Here is a 16,533-nt window from a genome sequence, read left to right on the forward strand (position 1 = left end):
TTTGAAAACTTTAAAAAACGCATTTTGATTGCTTTAAACGTAAAGAAAGAGAGAACGAAGTTCGTCCTCTCTAGGTGTTAGCTTTTCATCTACCCACTACAGTTGACAAAGAGCCCTTTAAAAAACGCATTTTGATTGCTTTAAACGTAAAGAAAGAGAGAACCAAGTTCGTCCTCTCTAGGTGTTAGCTTTTCATCTACCCACTACAGTTGACAAAGAGCCAGACAAAAACACCTGCTTGCGGAATCGTTTTGTTCTAAAGCGATTTCGTAAACAAGTGTTGCTTTCACATCTGATGAGTGTTACCGCCGGAAAATCCCGGCGGTAGACCAGAGCTAGACTAAGAATGCGACTGCATTCCATCATCGTAACACTCAACAAAATTGATGATCTTATACAAGTTCAATAATTGCCATTGGTGCAGCATCGCCACGACGTGGTTCAGTCTTCAAGATACGAGTGTATCCACCATTACGTTCTGCATAACGAGGAGCAATTTCAGAGAACAATTTTTGAAGAGCTGTCGTTGCTGTATACTTATCAGTAGCTTCATCATAGTTTTCTGATGCGATTTCGTTGCGAACAAATGCTGCTGCTTGACGACGGGCATGCAAGTCACCACGTTTACCAAGTGTAATCATTTTTTCAACTGTTTTACGGATTTCTTTTGCACGAGCTTCAGTTGTAACGATTGATTCGTTGATCAAAAGATCTGTTGTCAAGTCACGAAGCATTGCTTTACGTTGTGAGCTAGTGCGTCCTAGTTTACGGTAAGCCATGTATTCCTCCTTTTATTTATCTTTTTTCAATCCTAAACCAAGGTCAGCCAATTTAATTTTGACTTCTTCAAGACTTTTGCGTCCAAGATTGCGTACTTTCATCATTTCTGGTTCGGTTTTTTCTGTTAAATCAAATACAGTATTGATACCTGCACGTTTCAAACAGTTATATGAACGAACTGACAAGTCCAATTCTTCTATCGTACGATCCAACATACGATCATCTGATGCTTCTTCAGCTTCTTTCATCACTTCTGCTGATTTTGCCACTTCTGTCAAATCAGTAAATAGACCTAAGTGCTCCATCAAAATACGTGCCGAAAGACCTAAAGCATCTTCTGGAATAATTGTCCCATTCGTCATGATTTCAAGCGTTAATTTATCAAAACCATCGTTGCTACCAACGCGAGCTGGCTCAACTTGATAATTCACTTTCTTCACCGGCGTGTAGATAGAATCTACTGCAAGTGTTCCAACTGGCGCATCATCTTTTTTATTCCCTTCAGCTGGTACATATCCACGACCTACATTCACTGTCATGGTAGCTTTGAAGCTTGCACCTTCACTAATGGTAAAGAGATAATGGTCAGGGTTAACAATTTCAATATCACTGTCTGTCAAGATGTCTCCGGCAGTGATTTCTGCTGGACCTGTAACATCAAGTTCTATCGTCTTTTCGTCTTCGACATAAGATTTTACAGCAATGCCTTTGATGTTCAAAATAATTTGCATAACATCTTCACGGACACCTGGAACTGTGTCGAATTCGTGTAATACACCATCAATTTTAATAGACGTTACTGCTGCACCTGGTAGTGAGGCAAGAAGTACACGACGAAGTGAGTTCCCAAGAGTTGTTCCATAACCACGTTCTAATGGTTCCACAACAAATCTGCCGTAATCTTTATTTTCATCAATTTTTGTTATAGTTGGTTTTTCAAACTCAATCATTTCTTACTCCCTCTTAAACGAAAAGCTGTGTATCGTTAGTTGATTATACACGGCGACGTTTTGGAGGACGAGCACCATTGTGTGGTACAGGAGTCACATCACGAATTGCTGTTACTTCAAGACCAGCGGCAGCAAGAGCGCGGATAGCAGACTCACGACCTGAACCTGGGCCTTTTACTGTAACTTCAACTGATTTAAGACCGTGTTCTTGTGCAGATTTAGCAGCTGCTTCTGAAGCCATTTGAGCCGCAAATGGTGTAGATTTACGAGAACCTTTAAAACCAAGAGCACCAGCTGATGACCAAGCAATCGCATTACCATGCACATCAGTAATCATAACAATAGTGTTATTAAATGTAGCGTGAATGTGTGCAATACCAGATTCGATATTTTTCTTCACACGACGCTTACGTGTTGGTTTAGCCAATTTTTCTACCTCCTATTTTATTTTTTCTTACCTGCAATCGCAACAGCTTTACCTTTACGAGTGCGAGCGTTGTTTTTAGTATTTTGTCCACGGACAGGAAGTCCACGACGGTGACGAATTCCACGGTATGAACCGATTTCCATCAAACGTTTGATATTCAAGTTTACTTCACGACGAAGGTCGCCTTCAACTTTAATCGCATCTACTTCACGACGGATTGCATCTTCTTGATCAGAAGTCAAGTCTTTTACGCGAACATCTTCTGAGATTCCAGCAGCTGCAAGAATTTTTTTAGATGTTGCAAGACCGATTCCGTATACATAAGTCAATGAAATAACTACACGCTTGTCGTTTGGAATATCAACTCCAGCAATACGAGCCATTTTTTCTCCTTTCTATCTTATCCTTGACGTTGTTTGTGTTTTGGATTTGCTGGGCAAATTACCATAACACGACCATTACGACGAATAACTTTACAGTATTCACAAATTGGTTTGACCGATGGTCTTACTTTCATGTTTAATCCCTCCAAGTATTTCGACTATTTAAAGCGGTATGTGATACGCCCACGTGTCAAATCATATGGACTAAGTTCAACCGTTACGCGATCGCCGACCAAAATACGAATGTAGTTTTTACGGATTTTTCCTGAAACAGTTGCCAGAACTTGGTGTCCATTTTCTAACTCAACAGTAAACATAGCATTTGGCATGGTATCAACTACCTTACCTTCAATTTCAATCACATCTTCTTTTGCCATGCAAAAGTATCCCCCTCTAAATTTCGATTTGATGTCCTCTGAACACAGAGGTAACAATTATAAGTCAGACTAAGCTATTCTATCATTTTCAGCAAGAAAACGCAAGCTAAATCCCCTATTTTATTGCAATTTTGATAGAACTTTTTCAATATCAGAAAAGACGATTTCAATATCTTGATCACCTTCAATATCGTGTACTAAACCTGCAGCACGATAGTGTTCAATAATCGGTTGTCCTTGGGCAATATTGACTTCTAACCGACGCTTAACAGATTCTGGCTTATCATCTTCACGTTGGTAGTAGTCTTTTTCATCGTAACCCTCTGCAGGTGGATTAAAGACCTTATGGAATGTTTCTCCTGTTTCACGATGAATGATCCGTCCACTGAGACGCTCTACCAATTTAGTTGGCTCAATCTCAATATTGATAACCCCTTCAAGCTCAATCCCAAGATTTTGCAAGGATTGATCTAAAGCGTGTGCTTGTTCAATGGTACGAGGATAGCCATCTAATAAGAAACCTTTTTCCTTGATATCCTCTTGCGCCAAACGCTCTTTGACAATACCATTTGTCACTTCATCAGGTACCAAATCGCCTTTATCCATATAGGATTTTGCCAATAGGCCTAGCTCTGTCTGATTTGCGATTGCTGCACGGAACATATCACCTGTTGAAATATGTACAATATCAAATTTTTCAATAATTTTTGCAGCTTGCGTTCCTTTACCAGCACCTGGCAAACCCATAATTAAAAGATTCATGATAAACTCCTTATTTTGTTTTCACATAAATTTGCCACAATGGACAAACTTATCCAAAAACAAAATAGAGAGGCTGGGCATAATATGCTCAGCTTCCTATTTTTTATCATCATTCAACGATGAGCTACAGCGATGATCCGGTTAGAATACGAACAGCGTCCTTCTTCTATCCCTTATCGCCAACTGTAGGATAAATCGCCTATGACGTTTTGCTCTCTATTTCCATGAATCCGACATATTTTCTCTTGAGCAAGTATCCCTCTAACTGCTTGATTCCCTCAATACTTGTCATAATGACGATAATCAAACTTGTACCGAGAAAGGCAATCTTTGAAGTAAGCCCAAAGACATTTTGCGCAAGGATTGGCAACAAAGCAACGAATCCTAAGAACAAGGATCCAACTGTCGCAAGACGCATCAGTAATTTTGAAAAGTATTCTTCTGTTCCTTTACCTGGTCGTACTCCATGGATATAAGCACCACTCTTTTGGAGATTTTCTGCAGCTTTTTCTGGATTCACCTGAACAAAACTATAGAAGAAGGTAAACAAAATAATCAAGATAGCGTAGACAATCATCCCTTTGATTGTAGAGTAATCAAAGTATTCCCGAATACTGGACAGCCAAGAGATGCTTCTATTCTGGCTTGCAAAGAATTGGAGAAGCGATGTTGGAATGGCTGTGATAGAGCCAGCGAAGATGACTGGAATAACTCCTGCCGGATTTAACTTCAGTGGCAAATACGAACTAGACGGTGCCCCTTGAGCACGTTTTGTGTACTGGATTGGAATTTTATACTCTGCTTGTTGTACAAAAGTTGTAAAATAAACAATTGCTAAAACAGCTACCAACAAAACACCAACAATCAGCGCAGATTCTGCTAACCGATTTGCTTCAATATTGACAAAGCGATCAATGTAAATATCATGAATCGTATCGGGTAGTGATGAAATAATTCCGGCAAAGATAATCATGGAGGTTCCATTTCCATATCCTTTATCCGTAATTTGTTCACCTAACCAAGTTACAATCGCTGAACCAGTCGTCAAAATGGCTCCAATAATGAGATAGGTCTTCCAATTCAAGGGCATGACCGTCAGTCTAGCACCAGACAAGGCATTAAAACTCGCAGTAATTCCGACTGACTGGACAAAAGCCAGAATCAAGGATATATAGCGTGTTGCCTGATTCAACTTACGCCGACCAACTTCCCCTTGCTTGCCCCATTCCACAAATTTAGGAACGAGATCCATCTGCATCAACTGAACAATAATCGATGCCGTGATATATGGGCTAACACCTAATGCAAAGATTGAGAAATTACGCATTGCATTTCCTGAAACCAAACTCAACATATTCAAAAACGGAATATTTGATAAGGCTTCAAGACTTTTAACGTTCACTCCTGGAACCGTGATGTGCGTTCCCACACGAAAGACAAATAAGATAAAAATCGTAAACAAGATTTTTGCACGAACATTCTTTACCTTAAGTGCATCTTTTAATAGTTTAAAAAACATAGGTCACCTCTCTTAGATGACTTCTACTGAACCACCTTTGGCAGTGATAGCTTCTTCAGCTGATTTAGAGAATTTCGCTGCTTTCACAGTTAATTTTTTCGTTAATTCGCCATTACCAAGAATTTTGATTCCTGATTTTTCAGCTTTAACGATACCAGACTCAACAAGCACAACTGGTGTTACTTCTGCACCATCTTCAAAAGCGTTCAATTGGTCAAGGTTAACAATCGCATACTCTTTTGCGTTGATGTTTGTGAATCCACGTTTTGGAAGACGACGGAACAATGGAGTTTGTCCACCCTCAAACCCTAAACGTACGCCACCACCGCTACGAGCTTTTTGACCTTTTTGTCCACGACCTGAAGTCTTACCGTTACCTGATGATGTACCACGACCAACGCGGTTACGAGTTTTACGAGAACCTGTAGCAGGTTGTAATTCATGAAGTTTCATTTATTTTCTCCTTATGTGTAAAATGCTAGCGCCTTTAGGATGGGTAAGGCCTCACCCTAAAAACTCGCCTATACAAAATGGACAGCAAGTCGCAAAGATTTCTCTAAGCGACTTCGTCATGTGTTTGCTTCGGAATAAGACGTAAAATTTCGTCCTGTTTCCTACTTCACTTCTTCAACAGTTACCAAGTGAGAGATTGCGTTGACCATTCCAAGAATAGCAGCGTTATCTTCTTTGATAACTGAACTGTTTAATTTACCAAGTCCAAGGGCAACAACTGTCTTGCGTTGTTCTGGTTTGCGACCGATTGGAGACTTAGTCAAAGTAATTTTAATTTGAGCCATACTATCCCCTTTCTTATGCTAAATCAGAAACTGAAATGCCACGAAGTGCAGCCACTTCTTCAGCACGTTTCAATTGTTTCAAACCTTCAACTGTTGCACGAACAATGTTAATTGGTGTGTTTGAACCAAGTGACTTAGATGTCACATCAGCGACACCTGCCAACTCAATAACCGCACGAGTAGCACCACCTGCAGCGACTCCAGTTCCTTCTGCAGCTGGTTTCAACATAATGCGGGCTCCACCAAATTCTGAACGAACTTCGTGAGGAATAGTTGTACCAACCATTGGTACTTCAATCAAGTTTTTCTTAGCAGCTTCAACTGCCTTGCGGATCGCTTCTGGTACTTCTTGAGCTTTACCTGTACCGAAACCTACACGACCATTACGATCACCAACAACCACAAGAGCTGCAAAGCGAAGACGACGTCCACCTTTAACAACCTTTGTAACACGGTTGATGGCTACTACGCGTTCTTCAAATTCAACTGCGTTATCTTTAAATGCCATTTCTTAGTGTCCTCCCTATTAGAATTTCAATCCGTTTTCACGAGCTGCTTCAGCCAATGCTTTCACACGCCCATGATAGAGATATCCACCGCGGTCAAAGACCACTTCAGAAATACCTTTCGCCACTGCACGTTCAGCGACGAGTTTACCTACAACAACGGCTTGTTCTGTCTTAGTACCTTTTGAAACTTCTTTATCAAGAGTAGAAGCGCTTGCGAGCGTTACACCCGCTACGTCATCAATCACTTGAGCGTAGATGCCTGTATTAGAACGGAAAATGTTCAAACGTGGGCGAGCAGCAGTTCCAGAGATTTTACCGCGGACACGACGATGGCGTTTTTGGCGGATTTTATTTTTATCTGGTTTTGAAATCACAATTTTCACCTCTTAATTATTGATCATATCTGTACGAGATATGTCGGAATATAATGCACGATGTGGAAAAACCACTCGTAACCATTATTATTTACCTGTTTTACCTTCTTTGCGGCGAACAAATTCACCAACATAGCGGATACCTTTACCTTTGTATGGCTCAGGAGCACGAAGGCTACGGATATAAGCTGCTGTTTGACCAACAACTTCTTTGTTGATACCAGACACGATGATTTGTGTTGGTGCTGGAACTTCAAATGTAATACCTTCTGGTGCAATCACTTCATCTGGATGTGATTTACCGACAGCAAGTGTCAATTTATTACCTGCAAGTTGCGCACGGTAACCGACACCACGCATTTCAAGTTCTTTTTTGAAGCCTTCAGAAACACCAACAACCATGTTGTTGAGGTTAGCACGGCTTGTACCGTGAATCGTCTTCATTTCTTTTGAATCGTTTGGACGGTGAAGTGTTACTTCTGTACCTTCCACACGGATTTCAATAGCAGTTGGGAATTCACGAGTTAATTCCCCTTTAGGTCCTTTTACAGTTACCACACCCTTGTCTTGCGAAAGCTCAACACCGGCAGGTAATGTAATCACTTTATTACCAATACGTGACATGTTTTTTGTTTCTCCTGTTAAATTATCAGACCGACTAGGGCCAGTTTTCACGGGGGTGAACAAGATACAAAGCCGTTAAGCAACTCAAAGAAAAATAGGAAACTCCATTTCCGATGCAATCGCATCTAGAGAGAGTTTGTCTTTTTTCAAAGAGTTGGAGGCAGGTTCAATTCGTGTATCTCGTTCTTGTTTGGTTCCATGATACCAAATAACCAGTAAATCTGATTTGAACTCGCACGGAGCCCTGCGTGAAAAAGATGAAATGGTCTAGGCTCATCGAGCCGTCATCAATTTTCCTATTTTCACATTAGTCTCTAGCGTGCTTTGTATCATGTGTTTTCAGTTCGAGCTTCATGCTCTCACATCTTATAATTTGAGCACGGACTAAAATCCTAGTGAAAAAGATAGACTTCCTCGACTCCAAAGACTCAGCGTCAGTCTCCTATTTTCATACGGATTTCTTGACGTCCATTGCATCATAAAATTACCAAACGTATGCGATAACCTCTCCACCAACATTCTTTTGACGAGCTTCTTTATCTGTCAAAAGACCTTCTGATGTAGAGATGATAGCAATTCCAAGTCCATTAAGAACTTTAGGAATATCTTCACGTTTTGAGTAAACACGAAGACCTGGTTTTGATACACGTTTCAAGTTTGTGATGACTTTTTCACCGTTTGGTCCGTATTTCAAGAATACGCGTACGATACCTTGTTTGTCATCTTCGATAAACTCAACGTTTTTTACAAAACCTTCATTTTTAAGAATTGTAGCAATTCCTTTTTTCATGTTTGATGCAGGTACTTCAAGCACTTCATGTTTTGCTTGGTTCGCATTACGAATGCGTGTCAAAAAGTCTGCAATTGGGTCAGTCATAACCATTTTAAAATTCTCCTCTTACTAGTAGTTTGAAGTTTTCACTTGCTAGTTCATTCATGATACAAAGAGCGTGATCACCACCGCAAAAATAGGAGAGTTATCGCAGGAGGGACACTCCGAGACAAGTCTATCTTTTTTTGTTGGGCCTTTTTAACGCCTTCACATCATGCCATTTGAGTTCAGGCTAAACGCTGGGCAAAAAAGATAAATGAATCTAGGTGCATGCACCTACGACTAAATTTCCTATTTTTGCTGAGCGTTTTTAACGCCTTCACATCATGCTATTTGAGTTCGAGCTAAAAACGAGGTGAAAAAGATCGTTTTTCCTAGGCGCAAGTCGCCTTCGTCAAATCTCCTATTTTCACTGCGTTTTCTTAACGCTCTCACATCATGCTATTTGAGTTTGAGCTAAAAACGAGGTGAAAAAGATCGTTTTTCCTAGGCGCAAATCGCCTTCGTCAAAACTCCTATTTTCACTGCGTTTTCTTAACACTCTCACATCATCTTATTACCAAGATGCTTTTGTTACGCCAGGAATTTGTCCGAGGTAAGCCAAATCGCGGAAGCATACACGGCAAAGTTTGAATTTGCGGTAAACTGAATGTGGACGTCCACATTTTTCACAGCGAGTATATGCTTGCGTAGAGAACTTAGCTGGGCGTTTGTTCTTAGCGATCATTGATTTTTTAGCCATTTATTCTCTCCCTCTTATTTTGCGAACGGCATACCAAGACCTGTAAGCAACGCACGTGATTCTTCGTCAGTGTTAGCTGTTGTAACGATAACGATATCCATACCACGAGTTTTGTCAACATCGTCAAAGTTGATTTCAGGGAAGATCAATTGCTCTTTCACACCAAGTGTGTAGTTTCCACGTCCATCAAATGATTTTGTTGGAACACCATGAAAGTCACGCACACGTGGAAGTGATACAGATACCAATTTATCTAGGAATTCATACATACGTTCGCCACGAAGTGTTACCTTCGCTCCGATTGCAACCCCTTCACGAAGACGGAAGCCGGCGATTGATTTTTTAGCTTTTGTGATAAGTGGTTTTTGACCTGAAATCAATGCCAATTCTTGGGCAGCTTTTTCAAGATTCTTAGCGTTAGAAACAGCGTCACCAACACCCATGTTCAAAACAATCTTATCAACTTTTGGTACAGCCATAACTGATGAATAGTTAAATTGTTCAGTCAAAGCAGGAACTACTTCTTTAAGATATTTTTCTTTTAAGCGATTTGCCATGTTACTTCTCCTTTCCTTCGTGATTAATCAAGCACTTCGCCTGATTTTTTGTTGTAACGAACTTTTTTACCGTCAACAAACTTGTAACCAACACGACCTGCTACTCCGTTCTTATCAAGAACTTGTACGTTTGAAACATGGATTGCAGCTTCTTTCTCAACGATAGCACCTTGAGGGTTTTCGTTATTTGGTTTTTGGTGTTTTTTGACAATATTAACACCTTCCACAACAACTTTATTTACTTTTGGAAGTGCTGCTAAGACTACAGCCTCAACGCCTTTGTCTTTACCAGCAATTACGCGAACCTTGTCGCCTTTTTTTACAAACATCTGATTTCTCCTATTATTTCTTACGCCCTAAGGGCACCCTGAAAAATTTCAGGGGACTTCGTTTGTTTTAGATTACAATACTTCTGGTGCCAATGAAACGATTTTCATGAAACCGCCGTCGCGCAATTCACGTGCAACTGGACCAAAGATACGAGTTCCGCGAGGTGTTTTATCTTCACGGATGATAACTGCAGCATTCTCATCGAATTTGATGTATGAACCATCAGCACGACGAGCACCTGTCTTAGTACGAACGATAACGGCTTTCACAACGTCACCCTTTTTAACCGCACCACCAGGAGTAGCTTGCTTTACTGAAGCAACGATGATGTCGCCAATGTTTGCTGATTTACGTTTTGAACCACCAAGAACCTTGATTGTCAAGATTTCACGTGCGCCACTGTTATCAGCAACTTTCAAACGAGTTTCTGTTTGAATCATGTAAGTTTTCTCCTTTCAGCTTGATTAAATGATAACTGCCTCTTCCACAACTTCTACAAGACGGAAACGTTTTGTAGCTGAAAGTGGACGAGTCTCCATGATACGTACGATATCGCCTTCCTTAGCAACATTGTTCTCATCATGAGCTTTGTACTTTTTAGAGTAGTTAATACGTTTACCATAGACTGGGTGGTTACGTTTTGTTTCAACTACAACTGTGATGGTTTTGTCCATTTTGTCAGATACAACACGTCCAACAAGAACTTTACGATTATTGCGTTCCATTGAAATTCTCCTTTCCCAATCTATTATTTCATTTCTGATTGCACAGTTTTGATGCGTGCAATTTGCTTTTTAACTTCGTTCAAACGAGCAGTTTGCTCAAGTTGACCAGCAGCAGCTTGGAAACGAAGATCGAAGAGTTCTTTCTTCAATTCGTTTTCGCGCTTCGCAAGTTCTTCTTGAGAAAGTCCACGAAGTTCTTTAACAAATTCTTTTACTTCATTAAGTTTCATGTCTTCTCCTTATTCTGCTTCACGTTTTACGAATTTGCATTTAACTGGTAATTTGTGGCTAGCCAAGCGGAATGCTTCGCGTGCGATTTCTTCTGAAACGCCTGCGACCTCAAACATCACCTTACCACGTTTAACCGGTGCTACCCAACCTTCAGGTGCCCCTTTACCAGATCCCATACGTACCCCGATTGCTTTAGCGGTGTATGATTTGTGTGGGAAGATTTTAATCCAAACCTTACCACCACGTTTCATATAACGAGTCATTGCGATACGGGCTGCTTCAATTTGACGGTTTGTGATCCAGTGGCTAGTTGTAGCTTGAAGACCATACTCACCGAAGTCTACTTGTTTTCCACCTTTAGCTTCACCGCGCATTTTTCCACGGAATTCACGACGGTGTTTAACACGTTTAGGTACTAACATTGGTTATTTACCTCCTTTAGTGTTTTTACGAGCTGGAAGAACTTCTCCACGGTAAATCCATACTTTAACACCGAGCTTACCATAGGTTGTAAGTGCTTCTTCCCAAGCATAGTCGATATCCGCACGAAGTGTATGAAGCGGAACAGTTCCTTCAGAATATCCTTCTGCACGGGCAATATCAGCACCGTTCAGACGTCCAGATACTTGAGTTTTGATTCCTTTTGCTCCTGCACGCATTGTACGTTGGATTGCTTGTTTTTGAGCGCGACGGAATGCCACACGTTGCTCTAATTGACGCGCAATTGTTTCACCAACAAGGTGTGCATCTAAATCAGGTTGTTTGATTTCGATGATGTTGATGTGTACTTGCTTACCGGTCAATTTGTTCAATTGTGCGCGAAGTGCATCAACATTGCTACCAGCTTTACCGATAACCATACCTGGTTTAGCTGTGTGAATGCTTACGATTACTTTGTTTACCGCGCGTTCAATCTCAATTGTTGAAACAGATGCTTCTGCCAATTCTTTTTTGATAAAGTTGCGGATTGCAAGATCTTCATGAAGGTAATCCGCGTATTCTTTTTCAGCATACCATTTAGCATCCCAATCACGGATGATGCCAACACGCATACCAATTGGATGTACTTTTTGTCCCACGTTTTTACCTCCTTATTTTTCTTCCACAACTACAGTGATGTGAGCTGTACGTTTATTGATTGGTGAAGCAGAACCTTTTGCACGTGGACGGAAACGTTTGAGTGTTGGTCCTTCGTTTGCGAAAGCTTCGCTTACTACCAAGTTTGCTTTTTCCAAACCAAAGTTATTTTCAGCATTAGCGATTGCAGAGTTCAATACTTTCTCAATAATGCCTGCCGCTTTGTTTGGAGTAAATTTCAAGATTGCGATTGCATCGGCTACGCTTTTGCCACGGATATTATCCAAGACAAGACGTGATTTACGAGGTGAAACACGTACTGTGCGAGCAGTTGCTTTAGCTGAAGTAATTTCTGCCATAATGTGTTCCTCCTATTATTTTCTACGTGTTTTCTTGTCGTCAGCAGCGTGACCTTTGTAAGTACGAGTTGGTGCAAATTCACCAAGTTTGTGACCTACCATGTCTTCTTGGATATAAACAGGTACATGTTTGCGTCCATCATAAACTGCGATTGTATAACCAATGAAACTTGGGAAGATCGTTGAACGACGTGACCAAGTTTTAATTACTTTTTTCTTTTCATCGTTTGCTTGAGCTTCAACTTTTTTCATCAAATGCTCATCGACGAAAGGTCCTTTTTTAAGACTACGTCCCATTTTAGTATATTCTCCTTTAAAATATGTACCACAGCGGCCTGCCTTGCAAGAGCAAGGCTACCGAGCTGGCGGATATGCTTTTATTCCTTATAACAGATTACTTTTCGTTGCGACGACGAACGATTAGCTTGCTAGATTTAGCTTTCTTGTTACGAGTTTTAAGTCCAAGAGCAGGTTTGCCCCATGGAGTAGATGGTGCTTTACGACCAACTGGTGCTTTACCTTCACCACCACCGTGTGGGTGATCATTAGGGTTCATTACAGAACCACGAACGGTTGGACGGATACCTTTCCAACGGCTACGTCCCGCTTTACCAAGGTTCACAAGTCCATGTTGCTCATTTCCAACAACACCAACTGTTGCACGACAAGTGCCAAGAATCATACGAACTTCACCTGATTGAAGACGAACAAGGACGTATTTTCCTTCTTGACCAAGTACTTGCGCAGAAGCACCTGCTGCACGAACCAACTCACCACCACGACCTGGTTTCAATTCGATATTGTGGATAACAGTACCGACTGGAATATTGGCAAGTGGAAGTGCATTTCCAACTTTGATATCTGCTTCTGGACCTGAGATGATGCGTTGACCAACTTCAAGACCTTTAGGAGCGATAATGTATGCCTTAACACCGTCTGTATAGTGTACAAGAGCGATGTTTGCTGAACGATTTGGATCGTATTCAATTGTTTTTACAACTGCTTCGATTCCATCTTTGTTACGTTTGAAGTCAACCAAACGGTAGTGACGTTTGTGACCACCACCTTGGTGACGAACTGTGATACGACCGTTGTTGTTACGACCAGCCTTGCTCTTAAGAGAAACAAGCAATGATTTCTCAGGAGTGCTTGTTGTGATTTCTGCAAAATCCAAAGAAGTCATGTTACGACGGCCATTTGTAGTTGGTTTATAAACTTTAATTCCCACCTTAATTCCTCCTTTGATTATTCAGCATCAGCTGTAGCGAACAATTCGATTGCTTTTGAATCAGCCGCCAATGTAATGATTGCTTTTTTCACTTTGCTTGTACGACCCACATAACGTCCTACACGTTTTGTTTTAGGTTTTACATTGATTGTGTTGACATTTGCAACTTTTACTCCCTCAAAGGCTGCTTCTACAGCTTGTTTGATTAGAAGTTTGTGCGCACGAGTGTCAACTTCAAACACATATTTTCCTGCTTCAAGCTGAGCCATTGAGCTTTCTGTGATGACAGGTTTTTTGATAACATCATACAAATTCATTATGCAAGAACCTCCTCAATTTTAGAGATAGCTGCTTGAGTTACAAGAAGTTTGTCTGCATTTGCAATGTCAAGAACGCTTGCAGTTGTAGCAGTTGCAACTTTCACGTTTGGAAGGTTGCGAGCTGAAAGAGCTGCAAATTCATTGCCTTCTTCAAGAATAACAAGGACTTTTGAATCAATGCTCAACGCTGCAAGAACTTTTGCAAATTCAGCAGTTTTTGGAGCTGTAAATGAAAGGCTATCAACAGCTACAAATTTGTTTTCAGCAACTTTTTCTGAGTAAACAGATTTAAGTGCCAAGCGACGAACCTTTTGTGGAAGTTTGTAGGCATAAGAACGTGGAGTTGGTCCAAAGACTACACCACCACCACGCCATTGTGGTGAGCGGATAGAACCTTGACGAGCACGTCCAGTTCCCTTTTGACGCCATGGTTTGCGTCCGCCACCTGAAACTGCTGAGCGATTTTTTACTGCGTGAGTTCCTTGACGAAGACTTGCACGTTGGCTGATGATGACATCAAACACAACCGCTTGGTTTGGTTCAATACCAAAGATTGCATCGTTAAGAACTACTTCACCAGCTTGTTTACCAGTTTGGTCAAATAATGTTACGTTTGCCATTATGACTGATTTCCCCTTTCCTTATTATTTACCAGCTTTTACTGCTGATTTGATGATGATAAGAGATTTCTTAGCACCCGGTACGTTTCCTTTAATGAGGATAACGTTCTTTTCTGGAACAACTTGTACAATTTCAAGGTTTTGAATAGTCACACGGTTGCCACCCATACGTCCTGCCAAGTGTTTATTTTTGAAAACACGGTTTGGCGCAACAGGTCCCATTGAACCTGGACGGCGGTGGTAACGTGAACCGTGAGCCATAGGACCACGTGATTGACCGTGGCGTTTGATAACACCTTGGAAACCTTTCCCTTTAGATGTACCAGTTACATCAACAACATCTCCAGCTACGAAAGTATCAACTGTAATTTCATTACCTACTTCTAAGCCTTCAATGTTTTTGAATTCACGAATGAAGCGCTTAGGAGCTGTGTTAGCTTTTGCTACATGGCCTTTGGCAGGTTTGTTACTCAATACTTCACGTTTGTCATCAAAACCAACTTGGATTGCATTGTATCCATCTGTCTCAAGAGTTTTCACTTGAAGAACAACGTTTGGAGTTGCTTCGATGACAGTTACAGGGATAAATTCACCAGTTTCAGTGAAGATTTGAGTCATTCCCACTTTTTTCCCTAAGATTCCTTTTGTCATGAGAAAAATATTCCTTTTCTTATTTTATAGTTTAAAAAGTTTTTAACGAGCGTTTTTTATGCTCAAAATCGAAGATACTAAAGCCACAGAGAGCAAAGCAAAAATAGGAAACTGACGCTGTGTTCAATGAACACAAGGAAGTTTATCTTTTTTGTACGGCTCTCAGGCTGAGTTCTATTCTTTGAACCCTGAGTCCTTCTTTTGAATTAAAGTTTAATCTCCACATTCACACCACTTGGCAAGTCAAGTTTCATAAGAGCATCAACTGTTTTTTGCGTTGGGTTCACGATGTCGATCAGACGTTTATGAGTACGCATTTCGAATTGCTCACGAGAATCTTTATACTTGTGAGTTGCACGAATGATTGTGTAGAGGCTACGTTCAGTTGGAAGTGGAACTGGTCCAGCTACGCTTGCTCCTGTACGTGTTGCAGTTTCTACGATTTTTGCAGCTGCTGTATCAAGTGTACGATGTTCGTACGCTTTCAAGCGGATGCGGATTTTTTTGTTTGCCATCTTGTTCTCCTTTTCGTCTATTTAAGATAATAGGCTAGCTCCACAAGAAAACCGACAGGGATTGCGTGGCAATGCAACCGAGCGTGTCGCAACCTCTTGCATCAAAGCTATAGCCGTATTTTTTACGGCACTAGAACATTCTATCAGATTCTAGTAAGCAATGCAAGTGTTTTGAGTTGATTATTTGAAAAAAGTAGCCTGCCCTTAGCCACCTACCCTTTCAACTCTGCACTCTCTTTTACTCACTCTACACGCAGAAACTGTAGCTTTTCCCACTTTTCTTTCCACCCTTTCTTGCCCAGTCGCTCACGGTAGACCTCCATACGCTCTGGGTGAGCTACAAAATGCGGGGTTGGGCAAATCTTGAAATCCAACATATCCCCTAAACCGTACGGACAAAACAGTTCTACCTGAGTTTCAGACACCATGCGAGCCGCAATTGCAGTACAGGTTTCTGGAAATTTAGAAATAGCGTCACAGGAGCTTTCGTAGGGACCTGTATGGGGGCTGTGTTGGTGCATATAAACCTGATTTTTTAGTTCCCAACGATAAGCTGGATAGGACCGTCTCAATTTTTCTTCTATTAGGAGAGTTTCTTCATAAGAAATAGTCGGATCATAAAAAACGACATCCACATCAGTCTCCTCATCAAAGGCTTCTTTCTGACTAAGCAGGTTCCAGACAAAATTACGAAGCGTTCCTGCACACACCCATACATCTTGTAGCTGTAACCTCGCCACAATCTCAAGAACCTCTCTCATTTTTCGGCTCTATAATTTCTGTAGTGGGTAAATCCACTGTAGAGATTATGGAGCCTTTTTGAGTATAGAAAAAAAGTCCCATA

The 16,533-nt window shown here is 41.0% G+C and carries 30 protein-coding genes; all 30 read right to left on the bottom strand.

The genetic code is table 11. From position 1 onward, the window contains the following. Positions 1 to 392 precede the first annotated feature (392 nt). The 30 genes from rplQ to ACVPON_RS01120 all read right to left on the bottom strand — a co-directional run bounded on the left by rplQ (position 393) and on the right by ACVPON_RS01120 (position 16,450). Positions 393 to 779, bottom strand: a complete 387-nt coding sequence (rplQ, locus tag ACVPON_RS00975; protein WP_024532345.1) for a 50S ribosomal protein L17 — start codon at positions 777 to 779, stop codon at positions 393 to 395. Between the two features lie 12 nt (positions 780 to 791). Continuing rightward, positions 792 to 1,730 (bottom strand): DNA-directed RNA polymerase subunit alpha, encoded by a 939-nt coding sequence (locus ACVPON_RS00980; RefSeq protein WP_462875122.1) that lies wholly within the window; start codon positions 1,728 to 1,730, stop codon positions 792 to 794. Between the two features lie 43 nt (positions 1,731 to 1,773). Next, positions 1,774 to 2,157, bottom strand: coding sequence for a 30S ribosomal protein S11 (rpsK, locus tag ACVPON_RS00985; RefSeq protein WP_001118385.1), 384 nt, complete (start codon positions 2,155 to 2,157; stop codon positions 1,774 to 1,776). 17 nt (positions 2,158 to 2,174) lie between these two features. Then, positions 2,175 to 2,540: a 30S ribosomal protein S13 gene (gene rpsM / locus ACVPON_RS00990; protein ID WP_002936622.1), complete on the bottom strand. Its 366-nt coding sequence runs from the start codon at positions 2,538 to 2,540 to the stop codon at positions 2,175 to 2,177. A gap of 17 nt (positions 2,541 to 2,557) precedes the next feature. Then, a complete protein-coding gene (gene rpmJ / locus ACVPON_RS00995; RefSeq protein ID WP_001808836.1) occupies positions 2,558 to 2,674 on the bottom strand; it encodes a 50S ribosomal protein L36 in 117 nt (38 codons plus the stop codon). 24 nt (positions 2,675 to 2,698) lie between these two features. Continuing rightward, a complete protein-coding gene (gene infA / locus ACVPON_RS01000) occupies positions 2,699 to 2,917 on the bottom strand; it encodes a translation initiation factor IF-1 (protein WP_002936627.1) in 219 nt (72 codons plus the stop codon). A 120-nt stretch (positions 2,918 to 3,037) separates the two neighbouring features. After that, a complete protein-coding gene (locus ACVPON_RS01005; protein WP_462875303.1) occupies positions 3,038 to 3,679 on the bottom strand; it encodes an adenylate kinase in 642 nt (213 codons plus the stop codon). Positions 3,680 to 3,878: 199 nt separating this feature from the next. Next, positions 3,879 to 5,198: a preprotein translocase subunit SecY gene (gene secY / locus ACVPON_RS01010; protein ID WP_462875305.1), complete on the bottom strand. Its 1,320-nt coding sequence runs from the start codon at positions 5,196 to 5,198 to the stop codon at positions 3,879 to 3,881. Positions 5,199 to 5,210: 12 nt separating this feature from the next. Next, positions 5,211 to 5,651: a 50S ribosomal protein L15 gene (gene rplO, locus ACVPON_RS01015; protein ID WP_067087639.1), complete on the bottom strand. Its 441-nt coding sequence runs from the start codon at positions 5,649 to 5,651 to the stop codon at positions 5,211 to 5,213. Positions 5,652 to 5,812: 161 nt separating this feature from the next. Then, entirely contained in the window at positions 5,813 to 5,995 is a 183-nt protein-coding gene (gene rpmD, locus ACVPON_RS01020) for a 50S ribosomal protein L30 (RefSeq protein WP_075099711.1), read from the bottom strand. A gap of 13 nt (positions 5,996 to 6,008) precedes the next feature. Continuing rightward, positions 6,009 to 6,503, bottom strand: a complete 495-nt coding sequence (gene rpsE / locus ACVPON_RS01025; RefSeq protein ID WP_462875307.1) for a 30S ribosomal protein S5 — start codon at positions 6,501 to 6,503, stop codon at positions 6,009 to 6,011. Between the two features lie 18 nt (positions 6,504 to 6,521). Beyond that, positions 6,522 to 6,878, bottom strand: coding sequence for a 50S ribosomal protein L18 (rplR, locus tag ACVPON_RS01030; RefSeq protein WP_067087634.1), 357 nt, complete (start codon positions 6,876 to 6,878; stop codon positions 6,522 to 6,524). A gap of 87 nt (positions 6,879 to 6,965) precedes the next feature. Further along, positions 6,966 to 7,502 carry a 50S ribosomal protein L6 gene (gene rplF / locus ACVPON_RS01035; protein ID WP_462875310.1) on the bottom strand — a complete coding sequence of 179 codons (537 nt, stop codon included), beginning with the start codon at positions 7,500 to 7,502 and terminating at the stop codon, positions 6,966 to 6,968. A gap of 484 nt (positions 7,503 to 7,986) precedes the next feature. Further along, positions 7,987 to 8,385 (bottom strand): 30S ribosomal protein S8, encoded by a 399-nt coding sequence (gene rpsH / locus ACVPON_RS01040; protein ID WP_462875311.1) that lies wholly within the window; start codon positions 8,383 to 8,385, stop codon positions 7,987 to 7,989. 505 nt (positions 8,386 to 8,890) lie between these two features. Then, positions 8,891 to 9,076 carry a type Z 30S ribosomal protein S14 gene (locus ACVPON_RS01045; RefSeq protein WP_002936651.1) on the bottom strand — a complete coding sequence of 62 codons (186 nt, stop codon included), beginning with the start codon at positions 9,074 to 9,076 and terminating at the stop codon, positions 8,891 to 8,893. 14 nt (positions 9,077 to 9,090) lie between these two features. Further along, entirely contained in the window at positions 9,091 to 9,633 is a 543-nt protein-coding gene (rplE, locus tag ACVPON_RS01050; RefSeq protein WP_135182737.1) for a 50S ribosomal protein L5, read from the bottom strand. 23 nt (positions 9,634 to 9,656) lie between these two features. Beyond that, positions 9,657 to 9,962 carry a 50S ribosomal protein L24 gene (rplX, locus tag ACVPON_RS01055; protein WP_076996815.1) on the bottom strand — a complete coding sequence of 102 codons (306 nt, stop codon included), beginning with the start codon at positions 9,960 to 9,962 and terminating at the stop codon, positions 9,657 to 9,659. 72 nt (positions 9,963 to 10,034) lie between these two features. Continuing rightward, on the bottom strand, positions 10,035 to 10,403 hold the full coding sequence (gene rplN, locus ACVPON_RS01060) for a 50S ribosomal protein L14 (protein ID WP_067087623.1): 369 nt from the start codon (positions 10,401 to 10,403) through the stop codon (positions 10,035 to 10,037). A 24-nt stretch (positions 10,404 to 10,427) separates the two neighbouring features. After that, positions 10,428 to 10,688, bottom strand: a complete 261-nt coding sequence (gene rpsQ, locus ACVPON_RS01065; RefSeq protein ID WP_000440801.1) for a 30S ribosomal protein S17 — start codon at positions 10,686 to 10,688, stop codon at positions 10,428 to 10,430. Between the two features lie 23 nt (positions 10,689 to 10,711). After that, a complete protein-coding gene (gene rpmC, locus ACVPON_RS01070) occupies positions 10,712 to 10,918 on the bottom strand; it encodes a 50S ribosomal protein L29 (RefSeq protein WP_462875326.1) in 207 nt (68 codons plus the stop codon). Between the two features lie 9 nt (positions 10,919 to 10,927). Beyond that, positions 10,928 to 11,341 carry a 50S ribosomal protein L16 gene (gene rplP, locus ACVPON_RS01075; protein ID WP_067087620.1) on the bottom strand — a complete coding sequence of 138 codons (414 nt, stop codon included), beginning with the start codon at positions 11,339 to 11,341 and terminating at the stop codon, positions 10,928 to 10,930. A gap of 3 nt (positions 11,342 to 11,344) precedes the next feature. Then, positions 11,345 to 11,998 (bottom strand): 30S ribosomal protein S3, encoded by a 654-nt coding sequence (gene rpsC / locus ACVPON_RS01080; protein ID WP_075105555.1) that lies wholly within the window; start codon positions 11,996 to 11,998, stop codon positions 11,345 to 11,347. 12 nt (positions 11,999 to 12,010) lie between these two features. Next, positions 12,011 to 12,355 carry a 50S ribosomal protein L22 gene (gene rplV, locus ACVPON_RS01085; RefSeq protein ID WP_135029170.1) on the bottom strand — a complete coding sequence of 115 codons (345 nt, stop codon included), beginning with the start codon at positions 12,353 to 12,355 and terminating at the stop codon, positions 12,011 to 12,013. Between the two features lie 15 nt (positions 12,356 to 12,370). Continuing rightward, complete coding sequence (rpsS, locus tag ACVPON_RS01090) at positions 12,371 to 12,652, bottom strand: 30S ribosomal protein S19 (RefSeq protein WP_000533766.1); 282 nt, start codon at positions 12,650 to 12,652, stop codon at positions 12,371 to 12,373. A 97-nt stretch (positions 12,653 to 12,749) separates the two neighbouring features. Beyond that, a complete protein-coding gene (gene rplB, locus ACVPON_RS01095) occupies positions 12,750 to 13,583 on the bottom strand; it encodes a 50S ribosomal protein L2 (RefSeq protein WP_462875336.1) in 834 nt (277 codons plus the stop codon). Between the two features lie 17 nt (positions 13,584 to 13,600). Then, positions 13,601 to 13,900: a 50S ribosomal protein L23 gene (locus ACVPON_RS01100; protein ID WP_462875338.1), complete on the bottom strand. Its 300-nt coding sequence runs from the start codon at positions 13,898 to 13,900 to the stop codon at positions 13,601 to 13,603. Further along, complete coding sequence (rplD, locus tag ACVPON_RS01105) at positions 13,900 to 14,523, bottom strand: 50S ribosomal protein L4 (RefSeq protein ID WP_067087610.1); 624 nt, start codon at positions 14,521 to 14,523, stop codon at positions 13,900 to 13,902. The genes ACVPON_RS01100 and rplD overlap by 1 nt, the downstream gene beginning before the upstream one ends. A gap of 24 nt (positions 14,524 to 14,547) precedes the next feature. After that, positions 14,548 to 15,174, bottom strand: a complete 627-nt coding sequence (gene rplC / locus ACVPON_RS01110; protein ID WP_462875340.1) for a 50S ribosomal protein L3 — start codon at positions 15,172 to 15,174, stop codon at positions 14,548 to 14,550. 206 nt (positions 15,175 to 15,380) lie between these two features. Further along, positions 15,381 to 15,689 carry a 30S ribosomal protein S10 gene (gene rpsJ / locus ACVPON_RS01115; RefSeq protein WP_067087606.1) on the bottom strand — a complete coding sequence of 103 codons (309 nt, stop codon included), beginning with the start codon at positions 15,687 to 15,689 and terminating at the stop codon, positions 15,381 to 15,383. Positions 15,690 to 15,931: 242 nt separating this feature from the next. Continuing rightward, positions 15,932 to 16,450, bottom strand: coding sequence for a nucleotidyltransferase family protein (locus ACVPON_RS01120; RefSeq protein WP_462875343.1), 519 nt, complete (start codon positions 16,448 to 16,450; stop codon positions 15,932 to 15,934). Positions 16,451 to 16,533: the final 83 nt, after the last annotated feature.

The organism is Streptococcus sp. 1F3 (assembly GCF_054968985.1).

Excerpts from the sequence above, each read along its gene's own strand:
- rplX (WP_076996815.1), bottom strand. The coding sequence starts at position 9,962 with ATGTTTGTAAAAAAAGGCGACAAGGTTCGCGTAATTGCTGGTAAAGAC.
- rpsM (WP_002936622.1), bottom strand. The coding sequence starts at position 2,540 with ATGGCTCGTATTGCTGGAGTTGATATTCCAAACGACAAGCGTGTAGTT.
- rplF (WP_462875310.1), bottom strand. The coding sequence starts at position 7,502 with ATGTCACGTATTGGTAATAAAGTGATTACATTACCTGCCGGTGTTGAG.
- rplC (WP_462875340.1), bottom strand. The coding sequence starts at position 15,174 with ATGACAAAAGGAATCTTAGGGAAAAAAGTGGGAATGACTCAAATCTTC.
- rplO (WP_067087639.1), bottom strand. The coding sequence starts at position 5,651 with ATGAAACTTCATGAATTACAACCTGCTACAGGTTCTCGTAAAACTCGT.
- ACVPON_RS01005 (WP_462875303.1), bottom strand. The coding sequence starts at position 3,679 with ATGAATCTTTTAATTATGGGTTTGCCAGGTGCTGGTAAAGGAACGCAA.
- rplN (WP_067087623.1), bottom strand. The coding sequence starts at position 10,403 with ATGATTCAAACAGAAACTCGTTTGAAAGTTGCTGATAACAGTGGCGCA.
- rplV (WP_135029170.1), bottom strand. The coding sequence starts at position 12,355 with ATGGCAGAAATTACTTCAGCTAAAGCAACTGCTCGCACAGTACGTGTT.
- secY (WP_462875305.1), bottom strand. The coding sequence starts at position 5,198 with ATGTTTTTTAAACTATTAAAAGATGCACTTAAGGTAAAGAATGTTCGT.
- rplD (WP_067087610.1), bottom strand. The coding sequence starts at position 14,523 with ATGGCAAACGTAACATTATTTGACCAAACTGGTAAACAAGCTGGTGAA.
- rpsH (WP_462875311.1), bottom strand. The coding sequence starts at position 8,385 with ATGGTTATGACTGACCCAATTGCAGACTTTTTGACACGCATTCGTAAT.
- ACVPON_RS00980 (WP_462875122.1), bottom strand. The coding sequence starts at position 1,730 with ATGATTGAGTTTGAAAAACCAACTATAACAAAAATTGATGAAAATAAA.
- rplQ (WP_024532345.1), bottom strand. The coding sequence starts at position 779 with ATGGCTTACCGTAAACTAGGACGCACTAGCTCACAACGTAAAGCAATG.
- rpsJ (WP_067087606.1), bottom strand. The coding sequence starts at position 15,689 with ATGGCAAACAAAAAAATCCGCATCCGCTTGAAAGCGTACGAACATCGT.
- ACVPON_RS01120 (WP_462875343.1), bottom strand. The coding sequence starts at position 16,450 with ATGAGAGAGGTTCTTGAGATTGTGGCGAGGTTACAGCTACAAGATGTA.
- rpmD (WP_075099711.1), bottom strand. The coding sequence starts at position 5,995 with ATGGCTCAAATTAAAATTACTTTGACTAAGTCTCCAATCGGTCGCAAA.
- rpmC (WP_462875326.1), bottom strand. The coding sequence starts at position 10,918 with ATGAAACTTAATGAAGTAAAAGAATTTGTTAAAGAACTTCGTGGACTT.
- infA (WP_002936627.1), bottom strand. The coding sequence starts at position 2,917 with ATGGCAAAAGAAGATGTGATTGAAATTGAAGGTAAGGTAGTTGATACC.
- ACVPON_RS01100 (WP_462875338.1), bottom strand. The coding sequence starts at position 13,900 with ATGAATTTGTATGATGTTATCAAAAAACCTGTCATCACAGAAAGCTCA.
- ACVPON_RS01045 (WP_002936651.1), bottom strand. The coding sequence starts at position 9,076 with ATGGCTAAAAAATCAATGATCGCTAAGAACAAACGCCCAGCTAAGTTC.
- rplP (WP_067087620.1), bottom strand. The coding sequence starts at position 11,341 with ATGTTAGTACCTAAACGTGTTAAACACCGTCGTGAATTCCGTGGAAAA.
- rplE (WP_135182737.1), bottom strand. The coding sequence starts at position 9,633 with ATGGCAAATCGCTTAAAAGAAAAATATCTTAAAGAAGTAGTTCCTGCT.
- rpsS (WP_000533766.1), bottom strand. The coding sequence starts at position 12,652 with ATGGGACGTAGTCTTAAAAAAGGACCTTTCGTCGATGAGCATTTGATG.
- rpsQ (WP_000440801.1), bottom strand. The coding sequence starts at position 10,688 with ATGGAACGCAATAATCGTAAAGTTCTTGTTGGACGTGTTGTATCTGAC.
- rpmJ (WP_001808836.1), bottom strand. The coding sequence starts at position 2,674 with ATGAAAGTAAGACCATCGGTCAAACCAATTTGTGAATACTGTAAAGTT.
- rpsE (WP_462875307.1), bottom strand. The coding sequence starts at position 6,503 with ATGGCATTTAAAGATAACGCAGTTGAATTTGAAGAACGCGTAGTAGCC.